The sequence below is a fragment of the Amycolatopsis sp. WAC 01416 genome, assembly GCF_003947485.1.
Classification (GTDB): Bacteria; Actinomycetota; Actinomycetes; order Mycobacteriales; family Pseudonocardiaceae; genus Amycolatopsis.
In genome coordinates this window covers 710,261-726,793 of record NZ_QHHX01000002.1, presented here as the reverse complement: position 1 = coordinate 726,793, position 16,533 = coordinate 710,261, and the positions used below count along the sequence as shown (strand labels likewise).

The following is a 16,533-nucleotide window of genomic DNA, read 5'->3' as shown; positions in this document are numbered from 1 at the left end:
GCGGATGGGTTTGTTCACCGTTCCCGAAGCCCGCGCCGAGCTCGCCCGGCTACGCCCCGTGCTCGACGAGCTTGTCCGTCTTCGCGCCGACGCGGCCGAACTCGCCGCGTCCCTGCGCCCCGGCGGCCGGGCGACCACGCTCGGCGGGATGCCGGAGTGGAAGGCCGCGCAGGCCCGGTTGGACGACTTGATGACGACTGTCCAGCGGACGGGCGCGGAGCTGAAGGGGTTCGCCCCGCTCCTGATCGACTTCCCTGCCGAACTCGACGGCGTCGACGTCCTGCTGTGCTGGCTCGAAGGCGACTCGGAGTTGTGCTGGTATCACCGCGTCGACCTGGGTTTCGCCGGCAGGCGCCGCCTCCCGGATAGGGTCGCCGCCGTGAGCGAGGAGATCGCGGCCGGGCTGTTCGACGGCATCGCCGCGCACTACGACGAAGACACTTTTCACGGCCTGGTCGCCGACGCGCTCGTCGACGGCCTCGGCCTTATGGCGCCCGGACGCGTTCTCGACGTCGCGACCGGTACGGGGGTGGCCGCGTTCGCCGCGCTGCGCCTGGAGCCGGGCGAAGTGCTCGCGATCGACATCTCGCCGGGCATGATCGCCCAGGCCGAGAAGAAGGCGGCGACGCACGATCCCGGCAGGCTCATCACCTGGCAGGTCGCCTCGGCGGTTCCGTCGCCGGTGGAGGACGAAGGCGCGGATGCCGTCCTGTGCGCGTCTTCGCTGCATTTCCTCGGCGCGGCCGCGCTCCGCGACTGGCTGCGGGCGCTGCGCCCGGGTGGCAGGGTGGCTTTCAGTCTGCCGCTCGCGTCGGCGTTCCGGCCGTCTGAGGCGTTCGCCGCCATCGTCCCCACCGACCTGAAGCTGCCGGAAACCGAGGACGAGGCGGCGGAACTGGCCTCCGAAGCGGGTTTCACCGAGGTGACCGTGAAACGCGTCGACGTCGAAACGCCGGACCGGATCCGGTCGGTGTTCGTGGTGCACGCGACCAGGCCCTGAGGCCTACAGCGGCACGAAGAACGGCACGCACTTCGGCGCGGGGGCGCCTTCCGGGTCGAGCGCCTTGAGGATCAAGCTCGTCACGTTCGGGTCGATCGCCTGGCTCAGATGCCCGGAAATGTCCGCGCCGCAGTGGTCCTGCAGCACGATGTCGGTTGTGCCCGGTTCGTCGAGCACCCCGCTGGTGTACGGCGTGACCACTCGATCGTGGCGGCTCACGATGCTCGTGTACGTCGGCCCCGGCACGCTCACGCCACCGCGGGCGAGGTCGTCGAGGAAGTCCGACGGCGCGAGGTATTCGCGGCACGCCCCGCAGACGCCGTCGGCGAGCAGATCGAGGCCGGGCAGCGAAAGCACGGTCCTGGCGAGTCCGGAAAGGCCGTTCAGCGTCGTGCCCTTGAAGTTGGAACCGAACCCGACGAAATGCTTCACCTTCTCCGCGCCTCCCTCGAATTTGAGGTAGTACGCGGGCATCGTCGTGCCCTCGGAATGCCCGACGATGTCGACCTTGTCGGCGCCGGTGCTCGCCCGCACCCGGTCCACGAACGCGCCGAATTCGACGGCGCTCTTCCGCATGGAGCCGAGCCCGCCGAACAACTGTCCACCCAGGACGGTGGTGCCGTAGGTCAGCGAATAGACGCAATAGCCGGCGTCCTTGAGTTTCGGCGCGTGATGGAACCAGTTGGTCGTCGCGTTGCCGCCGAGGCCGTGCGCCAGCACGACGGGCTCGGGATGGCTCGCGCTGGGCTTGCACGACCAGTCGTTCCAGCCGCTCGACGGCGCCGCGCTCGCCACCGCCGGGACGGCGATCGTGAACGTCAAGGCCGCGACAAGCGTGGTGAGGATCCTTCTGGCCCGCATCCCTGCCTCCGGTTACTCGTCAGTATGTGCGCTACGAGTCATCATGCGTCACAAACCGGCAGGCAGAACCAGGACAGCGACCAGACTTATCCGGCCCACCTTGTGCCGAATCACAAGGGCAGGAGGACGCGCCGCTCGATCGGACTGGACATGACGATCGACGTCGTCGTGGCACCCAGCGTGGACAGATCCTCCAGAAGGTCTTCCAGGTGCGTGGTGTCGCGTACGGCGATCTTGAGGATCCAGCAGTCCTCCCCCACCACGTGGTGCAGTTCGAGGATCTCCGGCCGGTCCATGAGCTTCCGGGTGCGCGGATGCCGGACGGTGAACCCGCTGTGCGGCGCCATCCGCACGAACGCCCGCAGCCCGAGTCCGATCCCGGACGGCGAGACGAGCGCCGCGTAGCCGGTGATCGTGCCGTCGGCTTCGAGCCGTTTGACGCGCTCGCCGACAGCGGCGGGACTCAGCGAAACGCGGCGCCCGAGCTCGCTCAGGGTGATGCGGCCTTCCTCCTGGAGGAGTTCAAGGAGTCGCCTGTCGATCACGTCCAGTGAGCTTTCAGTGAAACCGCGATTCGGCCGAGATTCTTTCAGCGATTCCGCCGATTCACCCATGTTCTCCCCTTCAAACGCCCGGATCGCCACCGTAACACTGGTGGACATGAAGAAAGTGCTCGTTCTGGGTGGAAGCCGGTACTTCGGCCGCGAGGTGGTCGAGCGGCTGCGCGACGGAGGACTGGACGTCACCGTCCTCAACCGCGGCTCCACGCCGACGCCCTCCGGCGTCGCCCACCTGATCGCCGACCGCGACGACGAAGGCGGGCTGAAGGCCGCGCTCGGTTCGCGTTCTTTCGACGTCGTGCTGGACCAGGTCTGCTACACCCCGGTCCAGGCGGCGATCGCGCGGCGGGTCATCCGCGCGGGCCGGTACGTGATGACGTCCACGATCGAGGTCTACGACCAGGTCCGGACGGAGACCCCGATGGCCGAAACGCTGGTCGCACCCGTGCCGGTCGACCTCGGGGCACCTTCGTACGACTATGGCGAAGGCAAGCGGCAGGCCGAGGCGGTCTTCGCGGCGGGAGACACGCCGTTCGCTTCGGTGCGGGTCGCGCACGTCCTCGGTGGCGACGATTTCACCGGACGGCTACGGCACTACGTCGAACGGCTGGACGCGGGGGATGCCGTGGACATCCACGCGAAACCGCGGCCGTCGACGTTCATCCACGCGCGCGAGATCGCCGACTTCCTGACCTGGACAGTGCTCGCGGACTTCACGGGACCGATCAACGCCGGTTCGCACGGCGAGCTTTCCGCCGTGGACATCGCCCGTGCGATCTCGGTCGAGCCCCGGTTCCGGGCCGTCGATCGGGACGCCTCGCCGTTCTCCTTCGACCGGTACGCGGTCCTGGACACCTCGCGTGCGACCGGCCTCGGCTTTTCGTTCTCCACCACCACCGATTGGCTCGACGAAGCCGTCGAAAACGCCAGAAAGGCTTGAGCACATGCGTTACCGCAGCATCGGAGACGTCGAGGTCAGCGCGATCGGGCTGGGCGCGATGCCGCTGTCGATCGAGGGCCGACCGGACCGCGACCGCGCGATCGCCACGATCCACGCCGCGCTCGACGCCGGTGTCACGCTGATCGACACGGCCGACTCCTACCACTGGCACGCGGGTGAAACCGGGCACAACGAGGTGCTGATCGCCGAAGCGCTGGCAGCCCACAGCGGCTCGGACGCGGTGCTCGTCGCGACCAAGGGCGGCCGCGGCCGTCCCGGTGACGGCTCGTGGACCGTCACCGGGACACCCGCGCACCTCAAGAACGCCTGCGAGGGCTCGCTGAAACGGCTCGGCGTCGACACGATCGGGCTCTACCAGCTGCACAAACCCGACGAGAACGTGCCGTGGGCGGAATCCGTCGGCGCGATCAAGGAGCTGGCCGACGAAGGCAAGATCCGGCTCGCCGGACTGTCCAATGTGTCCAGTGCACAGATACTGGAAGCGCGGGAAATCCTCGGCGGGACGCTGGTTTCGGTGCAGAACGAGCACGCGCCCGCGCAGCTTTCGCACGAACCGGAACTGGCCCTGTGCACCGAACTCGGGCTCGCCTATCTGCCGTGGGGCCCGCTCCGAGGGATCGGCGGGGAGTTCCTTTCCGTTGCCGAAGAGCTCGGGGTCAGCCCGCAACAGGTGTGCCTTGCCTGGCTGCTCGCGAAGTCGCCGTCGATGATCGCGATCCCCGGCTCGACGAGGCCGGCGACGATCCGGGACTCGGCGGCCGCGGCCGATCTCGTGCTCACCGCCGAAGATCTCGCCCGGCTGCCGTGATCAGGCGCTGACCACCAGCGTCACGCCAAGGGCGATCATCGTCGCGGCGACCAGGCCGTCCAGCATCCGCCACGACGACGGCTTGCGGAAGAACCCGCTGAGCAGCCGCGCGCCGAAACCGAGCGCGAGGAACCAGAGCACGCTGGCCGACACCGCACCCACGCCGAACGCCCACCGGTCGCTGCCGTGTCCGGCCGCGACGGCGCCGAGCAGGAGGAGGGTGTCGAGGTAGACATGCGGATTCAGCCAGGTGATCGCCAGCGTGGTCAGCACGATGCGGCGCAGCGATCCGCCGGTCTCCGGACCACCGGTTTCCAGCGCCGCCGGCTTGAACGCGCGACGGGCCGCGAGAGCGCCGTAGCAGAGCAGGAAAGCGCCGCCGACCAGGGCGACGATCGTCAACGCTTCGGGTGACGTCCCCACCAGCGCGCCGACCCCGCCGACGCCGAGGCTCACCAGGATGGCGTCCGAGAAGATGCAGATCAGCACCACGACGAGTACTGCTTCGCGCCGAATGCCCTGACGCAGCACGAAGGCGTTCTGCGCGCCGATCGCGACGATGAGGGCCATGGTCGCGCCGAATCCGGCGACCGCGCTGAACAGAACGTCTCCCATGCCGACAACAGTAGAAATCCCAGCGTCAACAGTACAGCTAAAGATTCTTACGTAACATTAGCGCTCATGACGACAGATCTGCCCCTCGACCTGGTGCGCACGCTGCTGGCCGCCGCCGACGAAGGCACCTTCGACGCGGCGGCCTCGGCGCTGCACGTGACGCCGTCGGCGATCAGCCAGCGCGTCAAGGCGCTCGAACAGCGCACCGGCCGGGTCCTGCTGATCCGCACGAAACCGGTGCGCCTGACCGAATCCGGGCAGGCGGTGGTGCGGTTCGGCCGTCAGCTGGCGTTGCTGGAGGCCGACACGCGGGCGGAACTCGGCCTGACCGCGGGCGACGAACCGGTCCGGCTGCCGATCGCGGTGAACGCCGATTCGCTGGCGACGTGGTTCCTCCCGGCACTCACCCGGGTGCCGCCCGAGCAGAAGATCTGCTTCGAACTGCACCGTGAGGATCAGGACCACACCACGACCCTGCTGCGGGAGGGGCTGGTGATGGCGGCGGTGACGTCGTCACCCGATCCGGTCGCCGGGTGTTCGGTGCACCGGCTCGGGCACATGCGCTACCTGGCCGTCGTGAGCCCGGCCCTCGGCACGGATCTCGACCTCGCCGAAGCACCTGCCGTCGTCTTCGACCGGCGTGACGACCTCCAGGACCGCTTCGCCCGCGAGCGCGGCACGATTGCGAGCCCGCTGCGGCACTACGTTCCCTCTTCCGAAGGATTCTTCGACGCCGTCGCGGCCGGGATGGGCTGGGGCATGGTGCCGCTCGCGCAGATCGGCGACCGCCTGCGGGACGGCACGTTCGCCTGTCTCGACCCGGATCACCCGATCGACGTGCCGCTGTTCTGGCAGCAGTGGAAACTCGACTCGCCCGCGCTGGCGGCGGTGTCGGCCGCCATCACCACCGCGGCCGCCGACCTGCTGGTCGATCCGCACGGATGAGGGCGCGCGCGGCGGCCCGGTCGTGAGATCCTTGGCGCATGACGCGCGCATTGCACCTGGTCGGGGACGAGGAAGCGGACCGGCTGCTGACCGAAGACCCGTTCGCCCTGCTCGTCGGGATGCTCCTCGACCAGCAGTTCCCGATGGAACACGCGTTCCGCGGCCCGCAGAAGATCGCGGACCGGATGGACGGTTTCGACATCAAGAAGATCCACGCGATGGACACCGAAACCTTCGTCGAGCTCTGCGTGGTCCCGCCCGCGATCCACCGCTACGGCGGTTCGATGGCCCGGCGGGTGAAGGACCTCGCGGAGCACGTCGTCGAACACTACGACGGCGACGCAGCCGGGATCTGGACCGCCGGGCGCCCCAAACCGGACGGCCCCGAGGTCCTCAAGCGGCTCAAGGCGTTGCCCGGTTTCGGCGACCAGAAGGCCTCGATCTTCCTCGCGTTGCTCGGCAAGCAGCTCGGCGTGCAGCCCAAGGGCTGGCGCGCGGCCACCGGCTCGTACGGCGACCGCGGCTCACGGCGTTCGATCGCCGACGTCGTGGACGCGAAAACCCTCGGCGAGGTGCGAGCGTTCAAGAAGGCGGCGAAGGCCGCTGCCAAGGCTCCCGCGAAGTAGCTACTTCTTCGCGGCTCCCGGCCACGGCCCCGGCGTCTCGGCGGGCAGTTCCGCCTGCTCGACTTCGGTGCGGAACAGCCGGAAGCCGCGTGCCTGGTAGTTCTTGAGCGCGGCCGGGCCGTCCGTGGTGCAGGTGTGGACCGTGACGCGGCGCGTCGTCGCCTTGCCCGGCCAGCGCTCCGCGAGTGCCCACGCCTCCCGCAGCGCGACGGTCAGCAAGTGCCCGCCGATGCCCTTCCCGACGAAGGAAGACATCAGGCCGAAGTACGCGAGTTCCACTTCGCCGTCGACAGCGCCGTCGAGTTCGAAGTAGCCGCACGGCGTCCCCTGCGCGTACGCCACCCAGGTCTCGACGCCCGGCCTGTCCAGCCACTCGGTCCACCGCGTCCAGGTCCACCCGAGCCTGTCGATCCAGAACCAGTCGCCGCCGACGGCGGTGTAGAGATAGCGGTTCAGCTCCGGGCTGACCAGCTCGGAGCGGGTGACCGTCACCGGGACGGCAGGCGGTTTCGCCGCGCTCAGGTCGTCCGGCGAGGTCTGTTCGAGGTGCCAGGTGGTGATCTCCATTCGGCGATCATTTCAGCCAGACCCGCAGCGGCCCCAGAGCCGTGTAACCGTTGCGGAGAGCGGCGTCGAGATCGTCACCGCGTTCGTAGCCGGTGATCGGCAGCCCGGGGAAGTTCGCCGCGACGGCCGAGGTCGCGCCGCGCCATGCGTCGTCGGGATCGCCGTGAGTGTACAAATTGGACAGTCCGGCGAGGTCGCCGTCCCGGTTGGCGGTCACGCTGGAGACGCCGTCGGACCACACCGCGACGGACGGATCGTCGAACCGGTCGTCGACGCGGCACCAGCCCGGCTCGAGCGGCACCTGTGCCGTACGGGTGATCCATGTGGCCTCGAAGAGCACCTCGAAGCCCGCTTGCGAAAGATCCAGGCAGGCGAAGCTGTCCTTGACCGAACAGCCCGGCGAGGTGTCGATCCCGTCCAGCACCTCCGACACGGTCACGTCCGGTGTCAGGGTCACCGCGTCCGGGTACAACGGCGGCGTCCGGTGTGCCGACTTCCAGACGTGGGCCGTGAAAGTACCCGTTCGGCACACCACGTCGCACCAGCGCGCGTTGACCCGCGCCGCGTCCGCTACACCCGCGCGAACCACAGTACGTCCGGTTCTCCTTGCGGCACCGGGATCTTCAGCTCCCGCACCTCACCGAACCGCGACCGCAGCCGCTTCGCGAACGACGGCACCGACTCGGCGCTCCACACTCCGAGCACGCCGCCGGGCCGCAGCCGCGCGGCGAGCATGTCGAGTCCGTCGTCCAGATACAGCTTCGCGTTGCCGTCGGTGACCGTCCACTCAGGACCGTTGTCGATGTCGAGGCACAGCGCGTCGAACCGCTCTTCCGTACGGCGCAACCACTTCACCAGATCGGCCTCGACAACGGTGACCCGTTCGTCGGACAGTGCGTCGCCATGGACGTCCTTCAGCGGGCCCTCGCGGTTCCACTTGATCACGGCAGGCTCGCGCTCGACGACCACGATCTCGCCGACACCGGGATGGTCGAGCGCGGCGCGCAGCGAATAGCCGACACCCAGGCCGCCGATCAGCATTCGCGCCTTGCCCGGCACCAGATCGGCCGCCACCGAGACGAGCAACCGTTCGGATTCACCGTTCCGGGTGTCCATCAGGAAGACGCCGTTGGCGATGACCTCGAAATCTTCTCCGGCCCGGCGGAGCACCAGTTCGCCGCTCTTCCCGGCCACCTTGTCGAGTACGTCGGTCATCCGGGCAGCCTATCGACGACGATCACAGCGGGCCCGCGGATTTCCCTTTCGCACTCGACCGATCGTGGCGGGCACCTGTACGAACCCCTCCGACACTCCTAACCTTGAAGTGTCGGAGGTGATTTCTCATGCAGGCGACCGTCGGAGACGAGATCCACGTGCACGGACGCACGGTCGGCTCGGCCGAGCGACACGGCGAAATCCTCGAGGTACGCGGAGAACACGGTGCCCCGCCGTATCTCGTCCGATTCGCGGACGGGCACGAAGGGCTGGTGTTCCCCGGCCCCGACTGCGAAGTCCAGACTCGCGCCGAATAGGCGTCACTCGGCCAGCGCGGGCTGCTTCACGCGGCTCCGCCAGCCCGCCACGACCACGGCCGCGCCGATCGCGGTCAGTATCGCCGCGATCTCGGGCAGCAAGAGGGGTCCGCCGCCGCTGAGCACGGCTCCCCCGACGAGGCCGGAGAGGCCGACGCCGAGATAGATCGCGGACGCGTTGAGCGAGAGGACGAGCCCGGCGTTCTGGCGGGAGAGCTCGATCAGCCGGTGCTGGATCGGCGGGTTGACCGACCAGGTGGCCAGTCCCCAGAGGAAGAGGACGACGGCCGCGCCCGCGACGGTGGTCGCCACCAGCGGCAACAGCGCGAGCACGACGGTGATCCCGCCGAACACGACCAGCAGTGGTCCCCTGGCGCCCCACCGGTCGGCCGCACGACCGCCGAGGACGTTGCCGAGCGCGCCGCCCGCGCCGTAGACGAACAGCAGCAGGCTGACCGTCGTGCCGTGGACGCCCGCCGTGGCGGACAGGACCGGCGAGATGAAGGTGTAGACGGAGAACGCGGCGAGGCAGCCGAGCACGGTCGCGCCGAGCATGGCGAGTACGCGCGGGTCCTTCGCGACGGTGAACCGTTCGGCCAGCCGGACCGGTGGCGGCGCCGGGACCGCGGGCAAGACCAGCCGCACCGCGAAGGCGCCGAGGAGTGAGAAGACCGCGACAAGCGCGAAGACGGCCTGGTAACCGACGCTCTGCGAAAGGACACTGCCGAGCGGAACGCCCAGGATCGTCGCGACGGTCAGCCCGCCGAAGACGAGCGCGACCGCCCGGCCCCGGCGTTCCGGGGAGGTGAGGTCGGCGGCGACGGCACTCGCCGCCGGCGTGAAGACCGCCGCGCCGATCGCGGTGACCACGCGCGCGAGGAGCAGGGTCACGTAGCCGGGCGCGAGGGCGGCGAGTGCGTTGCCGATGGCCGTGACGACGAGCGCGGCGACCAGGAGCGTGCGCCGTTCCCAGCGGCCCGTGACGGCGGCGAACAACGGCGAACCGACCGCGTACGCGATGGCGAAGGCGGTGACCAGCTGCGCGGCGGCCGTCTCGGAGACCCCGAGCTCGCCGGTCAGCGCGGGCAGCAGCCCGGCGACGACGTATCCGCTGGTGCCGACCGCGAAGGTGCCTAGCGCCAGCACCGCGGTCCTGGGTGGTGCGAAGGTCATGACTCCCCAGCTCCAGACCTCACAAATCGCGTTTAGCCCGCTAAAGGCGATCCGGGCCCGGGGGCGCCTGGCCGGTGCCAGATCGCGTTCAGCCCGCGAAAGTCGACTTGGGGTCGTTGTTCGATGGTTGTCGTAGTTCGATGGTGACCGTACTACGAACTCGCGGAAAGTTCGAGGGGCGTCGTACTATGGACGGATGGCCACGACGACCACCCAGTACGTCTATCCCGGACAGGACGAGATCCGGATCGAGGCAGTCCTCGCCGCGCTCGCGGATCCGGTCCGGCTCGACATGGTCCGCCAGCTGGCCGAATCCGGCACCGAGATCTCGTGCAGCGGTTTCGACGTCGCCGTGACCAAGTCCACACTCACCCATCACCTGCGCACCCTGCGCGAAGCGGGCATCATCATGGGCCGCCAGCAGGGCACCGCCCGCTACAACTCCTTGCGCCGCAACGATCTCGACGAGCTGTTCCCCGGCCTGCTCCAGGGAGTGCTCGCCGCGCGCCGCTGAGGGTGGGCAGCCTCACCCGAAACCGGGATGACAAAGGCCCCCTCGATCGGTTGAACTGGACGAAGGACAGCGGTGCCGCACGCGCTGTCTTCTTTTGTGTCCGAGACCTAAATCGATTCAGCTCCCCGTCCGCGACGCTGGGCGAGTAATCGTTTACCTCAAGTACGACCCCCGGAAGGAGAGCCGTGCCCGTCGCGCTGCTCGCGCTCGCCATCGGTGCCTTCGGCATCGGGACCACCGAATTCGTCATGATGGGCGTGCTGCCCGAAGCCGCCGCCGATTTCGGCGTGTCGATCCCGTCCGCCGGCTACCTCATCTCCGGCTACGCCCTCGGCGGCGTCGTCGGCGCCCCGCTGCTCACCGCCGCCGCGGTCCGGCTGCCGCGCAAGACGATGCTGCTGGCGATGATGGGCCTGTTCACCCTCGGCAACGCCCTCTTCGCGCTCTCGCCGAACCAGGAGTTCGGCGTCGCCTTCCGCTTCCTCGCCGGCCTGCCGCACGGCGCGTTCTTCGGCGCCGGCGCGGTCGTCGCGTCCAGCCTGGCCAAGCCGGGCGAACGCGCGAAGGCCGTCTCGATGATGTTCATGGGCCTGACGCTGGCCAACGTCGTCGGCGTGCCGCTCGGGACGCTGCTCGGCCAGAAGGTCGGCTGGCGCGCGACCTTCGGTGTGGTGGCCGTGATCGGCCTGCTCGCCATGGCCGCGATCGCGAAACTGGTCCCCCACCAGGGAAAACCGGTCGAGCCGTCGCTGCGTGGCGAACTCGGCGCCTTCCGCCGCCCGCAGGTGTGGCTCGCGCTCGCGATCGTCACCTTCGGCCTCGGCGGCGTGTTCGCCTGCCTGTCCTACATCGCGCCGATGCTGACCGACGTCACCGGCTACTCGCCGTCGCACGTCACCCTGCTGCTCTCGCTGGCCGGGGTCGGCATGACGATCGGCAACTACCTCGGCGGCAGGCTCGCCGACAAGGCGCTGATGCCGAGCCTCTACGTCTCGCTGATCGCGCTCGCTTCGGTACTGGCGATCTTCACCTTCACCGCGAACGGCAAGGTCGGCGCGGCGGTGACGATCTTCTTCGTCGGCCTCGCCGGGTTCATGATCGGCCCGATGATGCAGGCCCGGATCATGGAGAAGGCTGGCGGGACGCCGTCGCTGGTCTCCGCGGCCGTGCAGTCGGCGTTCAACATCGCGAACTCCATCGGCGCCTACCTTGGCGGACTGGTGATCGCGGGCGGCCTCGGCCTGGTCGCACCCAACTGGGTCGGCGCGTCGCTGGCCGTCCTGGGGCTCTCCCTGGCCGTGGTGTCCGGCAGCCTGGATCGCCGCGAAGCCCGGCTCAGCCCCGCCATGGCCTCCTGAGCCGACTCAGGACAGGGGCCCGCCGGTGATCGTGAACGCGATGAACAGGATCAAGACGGAGAGCGCGCCGTAGGTCAGGACGTCGACCGGCTTGCCCCGGATGGCCAGCAGCCCGGCCTTCGCCTCGGGCAGGGCCGCCCGGAGCAGGCCGGCGAGCAGCAGCGCACCGCCGATCAGCGCGGCGCCCTGCCGCCAGTGGTACTGGCCGATCCGCAAGGCGGCGACGGCCACCACCAGCATCACCACCAGGAACGGCAGGTGATGGAGCAGTGCCCCACGGTCACGCCGCTGTCCGGTCACGGCCATCAGTCCTCGTCCTTCAGGGTCTCGGGGGCAGATCGGTTCACGCCGTCAGTATCCCGGGTGAGTGAGCCGACACCAGGTCAGGGCGTCTTCTGGATTGTCAATAGCGGCAAAACCCACATGCGGGGTGCACGCGAGCGCGGATACGGTCAAAATGTGACCGTGGCACAACCGACGACTCAGCTGAACGCGACCGAGCAGGACACCCTGGTCAAACAGATCGGCCTCGCCCTGCTGCGGGCCGCGCCGCGCGACTGGCGGAAGGTGACCGCCGAGTACCGAGCCGTCGGCAGGTACCACGAGATGACCGGCGAGATCATCACCGAGGACGGCACCGCGCACGAGTGGGTCGCGACGCATGACATCGCGACACTGTTCGGCAGGCTCCGCGCCGGGATGTATCGCGACGGCCGTGGCACCTGGTTCAACGCCCGCTACCAGCTCGATCACCCGTCCAGTTACAACCTCGAGTACAACCGCGACGAGCCCCAATGGCGCCTCGCGCCGCCTCCGCAGGCGCTGTCCGACGAACTGCGCATGTTCCCCCGCTCCGAGGAGAACGTGCCCGAATGGCTGATCCGGCGCATGTCCGGCCTCGGCCCCGAGCAGCCCGGGCCGCATTTCCGCATCGCCCGCATCTTCGACACCATCGGCCCGGCCGGGCGTCCGGTGATCAACCGGCCCGACCTGGAGATCGAGGAGCAGGACAGGCTGCTCGAGTACCTCGACCGCGCACCGCTGGTGGTCACCGAGCGCGGCTATGACATCGACAGGCTCGCGCAGACCCCCGAGGCCACCGTCCCGGTCGCCTTCCACAGCGACGGGCAGTGGATCTGGCCCGCCGCTGTGAACTTCTACCTGCGCGAGTACGGCGTCTCACCGGAACTCGACCTGATCGACCACGTCCGGCAGAACGATTTCACGCTGCCCGAGGTCGACGCCCCGACGCTGCAGGCCGCGGCGGGGTACCTCACCCGGGGGAATCAGCCCCCGCAGCAGCGTCCCCACGGCCCGGGTGGGCCGGGTGGCCCCAACGGCATGCCCGCGGGCCCACCTCCGCAGGGCCCGCCGCAGAACGGCCCGGTGCCGCCTCAGCAGGCCAACCAGGGCGCTCCCGGACAGCCCGGCCCCGGCCCGAACCAGCCCGCTCAGCCGCCCGTCCCGCCGCCGCATCAGCAGGGCCCGGATCAGGCGTCCGCCGCCGCGGCTGCCGCGGCACCGGTCGCGGCGGCCGCCGCCGTCCCCGCCGCCGAGTCCACCGTTCCCGATCAGGCCGAGCAGGCCCAGCGGTACGAAGAGGACTACGACACCCAGGACTACCAGGCGCAGGACTTCCACGAGGCCGCCGCCGAGCAGCAGTACGAAGGCCGCTACGAAGACCCGTACGCGCACGACCAGGCGCAGTTCCACGAGTCCGAACAGGACGTGTACACCGACGAGGAACGGCAGGACGAGGCGTCGCATCAGCGCGCCGAACCCGCGCCGGAACCGCAGGTCGCCGACCCGGAGGCCACCACGTACGCGCGGCCCGCGCAGGTCGACGCCTACGAGCCGCCGCCCCTCGTGGAAGAGCAGGACGCGTACGCCCGGCAGGAAGAGGACCAGCCGTACGCGCCGCCCGAGGAGGAGACGACCACCGGTTACACGCCGGTCGAGCAGGCCGACGCCGGCCCTGAGCTGCCCCTCCTCACGCACGACGCGGAGCCGGACTTGCCCCCGCCGTCGGATAACGAGGTCACGCAGGTCGACGCCCCGGCGCCGGTGCTCGTGCCCGTGTCCCGCCCCGAGCCCGAGCCGCGGCGCGAGGAAGCCCCGCGCCGCGCGGCACCGGAGCGGCCGCGTCGCGCCGAGCACCCCGTGCCGGTGCTGAACGAACTGCAGGCGAAGTTCGACGACCTCGACGTGCCCGAGGACGTCTACCGCATCGGCTCCCCCACCGACCACGGCTGGAGTGTCGAGCAGGTCGACGGCGGCGGCTGGCGGGTCGGCTGGTACGACGGGAAGCTGGCCAACCCGGCCGTGTTCGGCGACGCCGAGGACGCGGCCGCGTTCATGCTCGGCAAGGTCCTGCTGAACCCGAACGGCGCTCCGCCGCCCGAGGAAGAGCCCGCCGTCGAAGAGCGGCCGGTCGAGGAGCAGGCTCCGGCGCCGCCCGTGCTGGCGACGCTCTCCCCCGAGATCGCGACCGGTTCGCATCCGGTGCCGCCGCGGGAGTCGATCCCGGCACAGGAACAGACGGCGTTCACGACGGCCGAGGAACTGCTCGGCGACGATGTGGACGACGAGCCCGCCCCCGCGCCGGTCCCGCCCGCACCCCCGGTGCGGCCGAACCCGGTGCTGGCGAGCCCGCCGCCCGCGCCACCGCGGCGCGAACCGCCGGTGACGCCGCCTCCGCCGCCGCCGATGCGACGCGAGGAACCGGCCCGCCCGCCCGCCGCGGCGAACGCCGCCGGGGCGCCCGACGCCAAGCAGAACTGGCCGATCTCGCCGCTCAACGGCGAGCCGCCGCTGACGCTGTTCCGCGGCAAGGAGCTGCGTGAGCTGCCCGCGGGCAGCGAGCTGGACCGCTTCGGTGGCCCGAACGGCAACCTGACCTACGCGGCCGGGACGCCGTTCGAGGAGCGCTCGCTCGTGCCGGAGTGGGTGAACCGGCCGTACCACGTGTACCGCGTGCAGCGTCCGCTCGAAGCGCTCGCCGGTGTCGCGATCCCGTGGTTCAACCAGCCCGGTGGCGGTTCGGCGTACCTGCTGCCGGCGTCCATCGAGGAGCTGCTCGCCGAGGGCGACCTCATCGAGCTGGACCCGGGCGAACCGCCGATCGACTAGTCCGTTCTGCAATGAAAGGTCCTTTCCTCGCAAATTTTGCGAGGAAAGGACCTTTCATTGCACGTGGGGTCAGTGGATGACGAGGCCGTGCGCGGCGGCGTAGGCGACCGCGGTCTCGGTGTCCACGTGGACACCGGCGAGGTTCGCCTGCACCAGCCCGTTGGCGTCGAGCCGTGCGCCACGCAGATCGGCACCTTCGAGTTTCGCGCCCGCCAGCCGGGCACCGGTGAGATCCGCACCTCGCAGGTCGGCGCCGGTCAGATCCGCTTCGAGCAGGTTCGCCTCACGCAGTCGCAGGCCACTGAGGTCCACTTTGGACAGACGAGCCTTGCTGAGCGAGACCAGCGAGAGATCGCATTCGGTGAAGGCGACCTTCTGGAACCGGCAGTCCACAAAGGACGATCCGAGCATCGAACAGGAGCTCCACCGCGTGCTCGCGAGCACACTGCGATCGAAGGTGCACGACCGGAACGCCGACGCCTCGTGGCGCGAGCCCTCGAAGTCGACCTTGGTGAAGTCGCACTGGTCGAAGGTGCAGCCCTGGGTGCGCAGCCCTCGCAGGTCGGCTTCGGTGAAATCACAGCCGACGAAACTGCGTTTTTCCCACCACTGCTCGGAAAGAACGGCTTCTCGGTAGTCCTCCGCAGTCTCGATCACCCGTCCAGGATCGCATACCCGCTCACGTCCAGGTGATCCCGTCGAACAAGTCCCGCAGCTTCGCCGCCCGCGCCGGGGACGACGCGGCGATCCAGCCGATCCGGCCGAGCAGGTGAGCCCGGAAGTCCGGATGCGCGGTCCGGTTCTGCTCCTCCGGGCCGGTTCGGACGCAGTTGTGCAGCAGTGCGCGCAGGGCGTCGTAGTCGGCGCGCGTCGCGGCGGGCGCGCTGTTGACCACCAGGCCCGCGACCCGTTGCCGCTGGTGCGCTCCGGCGATCGAGGTCTTGTCGTCTCGCAGCCGGAAGCCCTCGCCGGTCACGATCCGCCGGACACCGGGCAGCAACCGGTGCAGCGGCAGGGAATCCCCGGAGAACGCCAGATCGTCGGCGTATCGCGTGTAGGCGGCGCCCAGTACACGCGCGAGACCGTCGAGCCGCCGGTCGAGCTGGTGCGTGACCGCGTTCGCGACCGAAGGCGACGACGGCGCGCCCTGCGGAAGATGCGTGGCCGCCAGATTGTTCAGCAGCCGCACGCGCGCCGGACCCCGCCGCCCCTCGGGCGCGGTGGCGAGGACATCGGGCGGAACGGCCGTGGTGAGCACACCCGCCAGCGCCTCCGCCACGGCGGGCGGATACCCCGCGAGGGCGAGCAGCGCCGAGATCCGGCGCGCGGACACCGTCGGGAAGAACCCTTCGAGGTCCATCCTGACCACGGTTTCCCGCCCGGCGTGCGGCGCGGCGCAGGACATCGCCGAACGTCCGCGCCGGAACCCGTGCGCCGCCTCGTGCACCGGCAGCGCCTCGACGACGTGCCGCACGATCCGGCGTTGCAGTTCGGCGATCCGCGGCTTCGGCCGCTCGATGAGCCGCACACCGCCCGAAGCGGTCGGGATCCAGCGGTAGGTGTAGTGCCGGATCGGCTCGGCCGCACGCCTGTTCCAGCCCTTCGCGTCGGCGAACCACGAGAGTTCGCCGGGCGTCAGGTCGAGGGCGGCGGCGCAGTCGTCGAAGGTCGCCCAACGGGTCACCTGGAATCGCCAGACCGGCATGGGTTCGAGGAGCGACGCGGAGGTGACTCTTTCTCCTGTCATCCGCGCGGACTCGCACGCGAAGCATGCCGCGCTCGCGCGGGGCGCCTTGTCTCGCTGTCTTCGTACTCCCCGGGGTTGCCCCGGAGTGGGTGGCGATCCACCGGCTCACCTCCGCGTCGCTATCGCCACCCTACCGA

The 16,533-nt window shown here is 69.8% G+C and carries 19 protein-coding genes; 9 read left to right on the top strand and 10 right to left on the bottom strand.

The genetic code is table 11. From position 1 onward, the window contains the following. The first annotated feature begins 4 nt into the window (after positions 1-4). The gene (locus DL990_RS07825; protein WP_125788932.1) at positions 5-1,000 is read left to right on the top strand and encodes a DUF2203 family protein; all 996 of its coding nucleotides are present in this window, start codon (positions 5-7) and stop codon (positions 998-1,000) included. Between the two features lie 3 nt (positions 1,001-1,003). Here the strand turns inward: DL990_RS07825 and DL990_RS07820 are convergent, their stop codons facing one another. Together DL990_RS07820 and DL990_RS07815 are read right to left on the bottom strand one after the other, a co-directional pair. Next, positions 1,004-1,861 (bottom strand): triacylglycerol lipase, encoded by an 858-nt coding sequence (locus tag DL990_RS07820; RefSeq protein WP_125788931.1) that lies wholly within the window; start codon positions 1,859-1,861, stop codon positions 1,004-1,006. Between the two features lie 110 nt (positions 1,862-1,971). After that, positions 1,972-2,406 carry an Lrp/AsnC family transcriptional regulator gene (locus DL990_RS07815; RefSeq protein WP_199746251.1) on the bottom strand — a complete coding sequence of 145 codons (435 nt, stop codon included), beginning with the start codon at positions 2,404-2,406 and terminating at the stop codon, positions 1,972-1,974. Positions 2,407-2,521: 115 nt separating this feature from the next. Here DL990_RS07815 and DL990_RS07810 point away from each other — a divergent pair, with 115 nt between their 5' ends. Together DL990_RS07810 and DL990_RS07805 are read left to right on the top strand one after the other, a co-directional pair. Continuing rightward, complete coding sequence (locus DL990_RS07810; protein ID WP_125798264.1) at positions 2,522-3,361, top strand: NAD-dependent epimerase/dehydratase family protein; 840 nt, start codon at positions 2,522-2,524, stop codon at positions 3,359-3,361. 4 nt (positions 3,362-3,365) lie between these two features. Next, complete coding sequence (locus DL990_RS07805; RefSeq protein ID WP_125788928.1) at positions 3,366-4,190, top strand: aldo/keto reductase; 825 nt, start codon at positions 3,366-3,368, stop codon at positions 4,188-4,190. Here the strand turns inward: DL990_RS07805 and DL990_RS07800 are convergent, their stop codons facing one another. Continuing rightward, entirely contained in the window at positions 4,191-4,805 is a 615-nt protein-coding gene (locus tag DL990_RS07800; protein ID WP_125798263.1) for a LysE/ArgO family amino acid transporter, read from the bottom strand. It abuts the gene before it with no gap. A gap of 66 nt (positions 4,806-4,871) precedes the next feature. Between DL990_RS07800 and DL990_RS07795 the strand changes: the two genes are divergently transcribed. Then, complete coding sequence (locus DL990_RS07795; RefSeq protein WP_125798262.1) at positions 4,872-5,750, top strand: LysR family transcriptional regulator ArgP; 879 nt, start codon at positions 4,872-4,874, stop codon at positions 5,748-5,750. Between the two features lie 38 nt (positions 5,751-5,788). After that, positions 5,789-6,376, top strand: a complete 588-nt coding sequence (locus DL990_RS07790) for an HhH-GPD-type base excision DNA repair protein (RefSeq protein WP_125788925.1) — start codon at positions 5,789-5,791, stop codon at positions 6,374-6,376. Here DL990_RS07790 and DL990_RS07785 read toward each other — a convergent pair whose 3' ends face one another. The 3 genes from DL990_RS07785 to DL990_RS07775 are packed head-to-tail and all read right to left on the bottom strand — an operon-like array spanning position 6,377 to position 8,158. Next, entirely contained in the window at positions 6,377-6,943 is a 567-nt protein-coding gene (locus DL990_RS07785) for a GNAT family N-acetyltransferase (protein ID WP_125798261.1), read from the bottom strand. 7 nt (positions 6,944-6,950) lie between these two features. After that, the gene (locus tag DL990_RS07780) at positions 6,951-7,532 is read right to left on the bottom strand and encodes a hypothetical protein (RefSeq protein ID WP_125798260.1); all 582 of its coding nucleotides are present in this window, start codon (positions 7,530-7,532) and stop codon (positions 6,951-6,953) included. Next, entirely contained in the window at positions 7,514-8,158 is a 645-nt protein-coding gene (locus tag DL990_RS07775) for a spermidine synthase (RefSeq protein WP_125798259.1), read from the bottom strand. The genes DL990_RS07780 and DL990_RS07775 overlap by 19 nt, the downstream gene beginning before the upstream one ends. Before the next feature lie 128 nt (positions 8,159-8,286). Between DL990_RS07775 and DL990_RS07770 the strand changes: the two genes are divergently transcribed. Then, positions 8,287-8,475, top strand: a complete 189-nt coding sequence (locus DL990_RS07770) for a DUF1918 domain-containing protein (RefSeq protein ID WP_125788921.1) — start codon at positions 8,287-8,289, stop codon at positions 8,473-8,475. Positions 8,476-8,478: 3 nt separating this feature from the next. Here DL990_RS07770 and DL990_RS07765 read toward each other — a convergent pair whose 3' ends face one another. Beyond that, positions 8,479-9,648, bottom strand: a complete 1,170-nt coding sequence (locus DL990_RS07765; RefSeq protein ID WP_125798258.1) for an MFS transporter — start codon at positions 9,646-9,648, stop codon at positions 8,479-8,481. Positions 9,649-9,844: 196 nt separating this feature from the next. Between DL990_RS07765 and DL990_RS07760 the strand changes: the two genes are divergently transcribed. Together DL990_RS07760 and DL990_RS07755 are read left to right on the top strand one after the other, a co-directional pair. Next, entirely contained in the window at positions 9,845-10,162 is a 318-nt protein-coding gene (locus DL990_RS07760) for a helix-turn-helix transcriptional regulator (RefSeq protein ID WP_125788919.1), read from the top strand. Positions 10,163-10,347: 185 nt separating this feature from the next. Beyond that, positions 10,348-11,520 (top strand): MFS transporter, encoded by a 1,173-nt coding sequence (locus DL990_RS07755; protein WP_125798257.1) that lies wholly within the window; start codon positions 10,348-10,350, stop codon positions 11,518-11,520. Between the two features lie 6 nt (positions 11,521-11,526). On the opposite strand, the gene DL990_RS07750 is transcribed toward DL990_RS07755, so the two are convergent. Continuing rightward, positions 11,527-11,826: a DUF3017 domain-containing protein gene (locus tag DL990_RS07750; RefSeq protein WP_125798256.1), complete on the bottom strand. Its 300-nt coding sequence runs from the start codon at positions 11,824-11,826 to the stop codon at positions 11,527-11,529. Between the two features lie 117 nt (positions 11,827-11,943). Between DL990_RS07750 and DL990_RS07745 the strand changes: the two genes are divergently transcribed. Beyond that, a complete protein-coding gene (locus tag DL990_RS07745; RefSeq protein ID WP_370451265.1) occupies positions 11,944-14,649 on the top strand; it encodes a glycohydrolase toxin TNT-related protein in 2,706 nt (901 codons plus the stop codon). Between the two features lie 69 nt (positions 14,650-14,718). On the opposite strand, the gene DL990_RS07740 is transcribed toward DL990_RS07745, so the two are convergent. Both DL990_RS07740 and DL990_RS07735 read right to left on the bottom strand, forming a co-directional pair. Further along, on the bottom strand, positions 14,719-15,306 hold the full coding sequence (locus tag DL990_RS07740; protein ID WP_125788916.1) for a pentapeptide repeat-containing protein: 588 nt from the start codon (positions 15,304-15,306) through the stop codon (positions 14,719-14,721). A 22-nt stretch (positions 15,307-15,328) separates the two neighbouring features. After that, entirely contained in the window at positions 15,329-16,396 is a 1,068-nt protein-coding gene (locus tag DL990_RS07735) for a reverse transcriptase family protein (RefSeq protein ID WP_255431320.1), read from the bottom strand. Positions 16,397-16,533: the final 137 nt, after the last annotated feature.

Bases quoted from the DNA above. Each gene is read 5' to 3' on its own strand.
- DL990_RS07825 (WP_125788932.1), top strand. From the start codon at position 5: ATGGGTTTGTTCACCGTTCCCGAAGCCCGCGCCGAGCTCGCCCGGCTA.
- DL990_RS07820 (WP_125788931.1), bottom strand. From the start codon at position 1,861: ATGCGGGCCAGAAGGATCCTCACCACGCTTGTCGCGGCCTTGACGTTC.
- DL990_RS07810 (WP_125798264.1), top strand. From the start codon at position 2,522: ATGAAGAAAGTGCTCGTTCTGGGTGGAAGCCGGTACTTCGGCCGCGAG.
- DL990_RS07805 (WP_125788928.1), top strand. From the start codon at position 3,366: ATGCGTTACCGCAGCATCGGAGACGTCGAGGTCAGCGCGATCGGGCTG.
- DL990_RS07800 (WP_125798263.1), bottom strand. From the start codon at position 4,805: ATGGGAGACGTTCTGTTCAGCGCGGTCGCCGGATTCGGCGCGACCATG.
- DL990_RS07795 (WP_125798262.1), top strand. From the start codon at position 4,872: ATGACGACAGATCTGCCCCTCGACCTGGTGCGCACGCTGCTGGCCGCC.
- DL990_RS07790 (WP_125788925.1), top strand. From the start codon at position 5,789: ATGACGCGCGCATTGCACCTGGTCGGGGACGAGGAAGCGGACCGGCTG.
- DL990_RS07785 (WP_125798261.1), bottom strand. From the start codon at position 6,943: ATGGAGATCACCACCTGGCACCTCGAACAGACCTCGCCGGACGACCTG.
- DL990_RS07775 (WP_125798259.1), bottom strand. From the start codon at position 8,158: ATGACCGACGTACTCGACAAGGTGGCCGGGAAGAGCGGCGAACTGGTG.
- DL990_RS07770 (WP_125788921.1), top strand. From the start codon at position 8,287: ATGCAGGCGACCGTCGGAGACGAGATCCACGTGCACGGACGCACGGTC.
- DL990_RS07765 (WP_125798258.1), bottom strand. From the start codon at position 9,648: ATGACCTTCGCACCACCCAGGACCGCGGTGCTGGCGCTAGGCACCTTC.
- DL990_RS07760 (WP_125788919.1), top strand. From the start codon at position 9,845: ATGGCCACGACGACCACCCAGTACGTCTATCCCGGACAGGACGAGATC.
- DL990_RS07750 (WP_125798256.1), bottom strand. From the start codon at position 11,826: ATGGCCGTGACCGGACAGCGGCGTGACCGTGGGGCACTGCTCCATCAC.
- DL990_RS07745 (WP_370451265.1), top strand. From the start codon at position 11,944: ATGCGGGGTGCACGCGAGCGCGGATACGGTCAAAATGTGACCGTGGCA.
- DL990_RS07735 (WP_255431320.1), bottom strand. From the start codon at position 16,396: ATGACAGGAGAAAGAGTCACCTCCGCGTCGCTCCTCGAACCCATGCCG.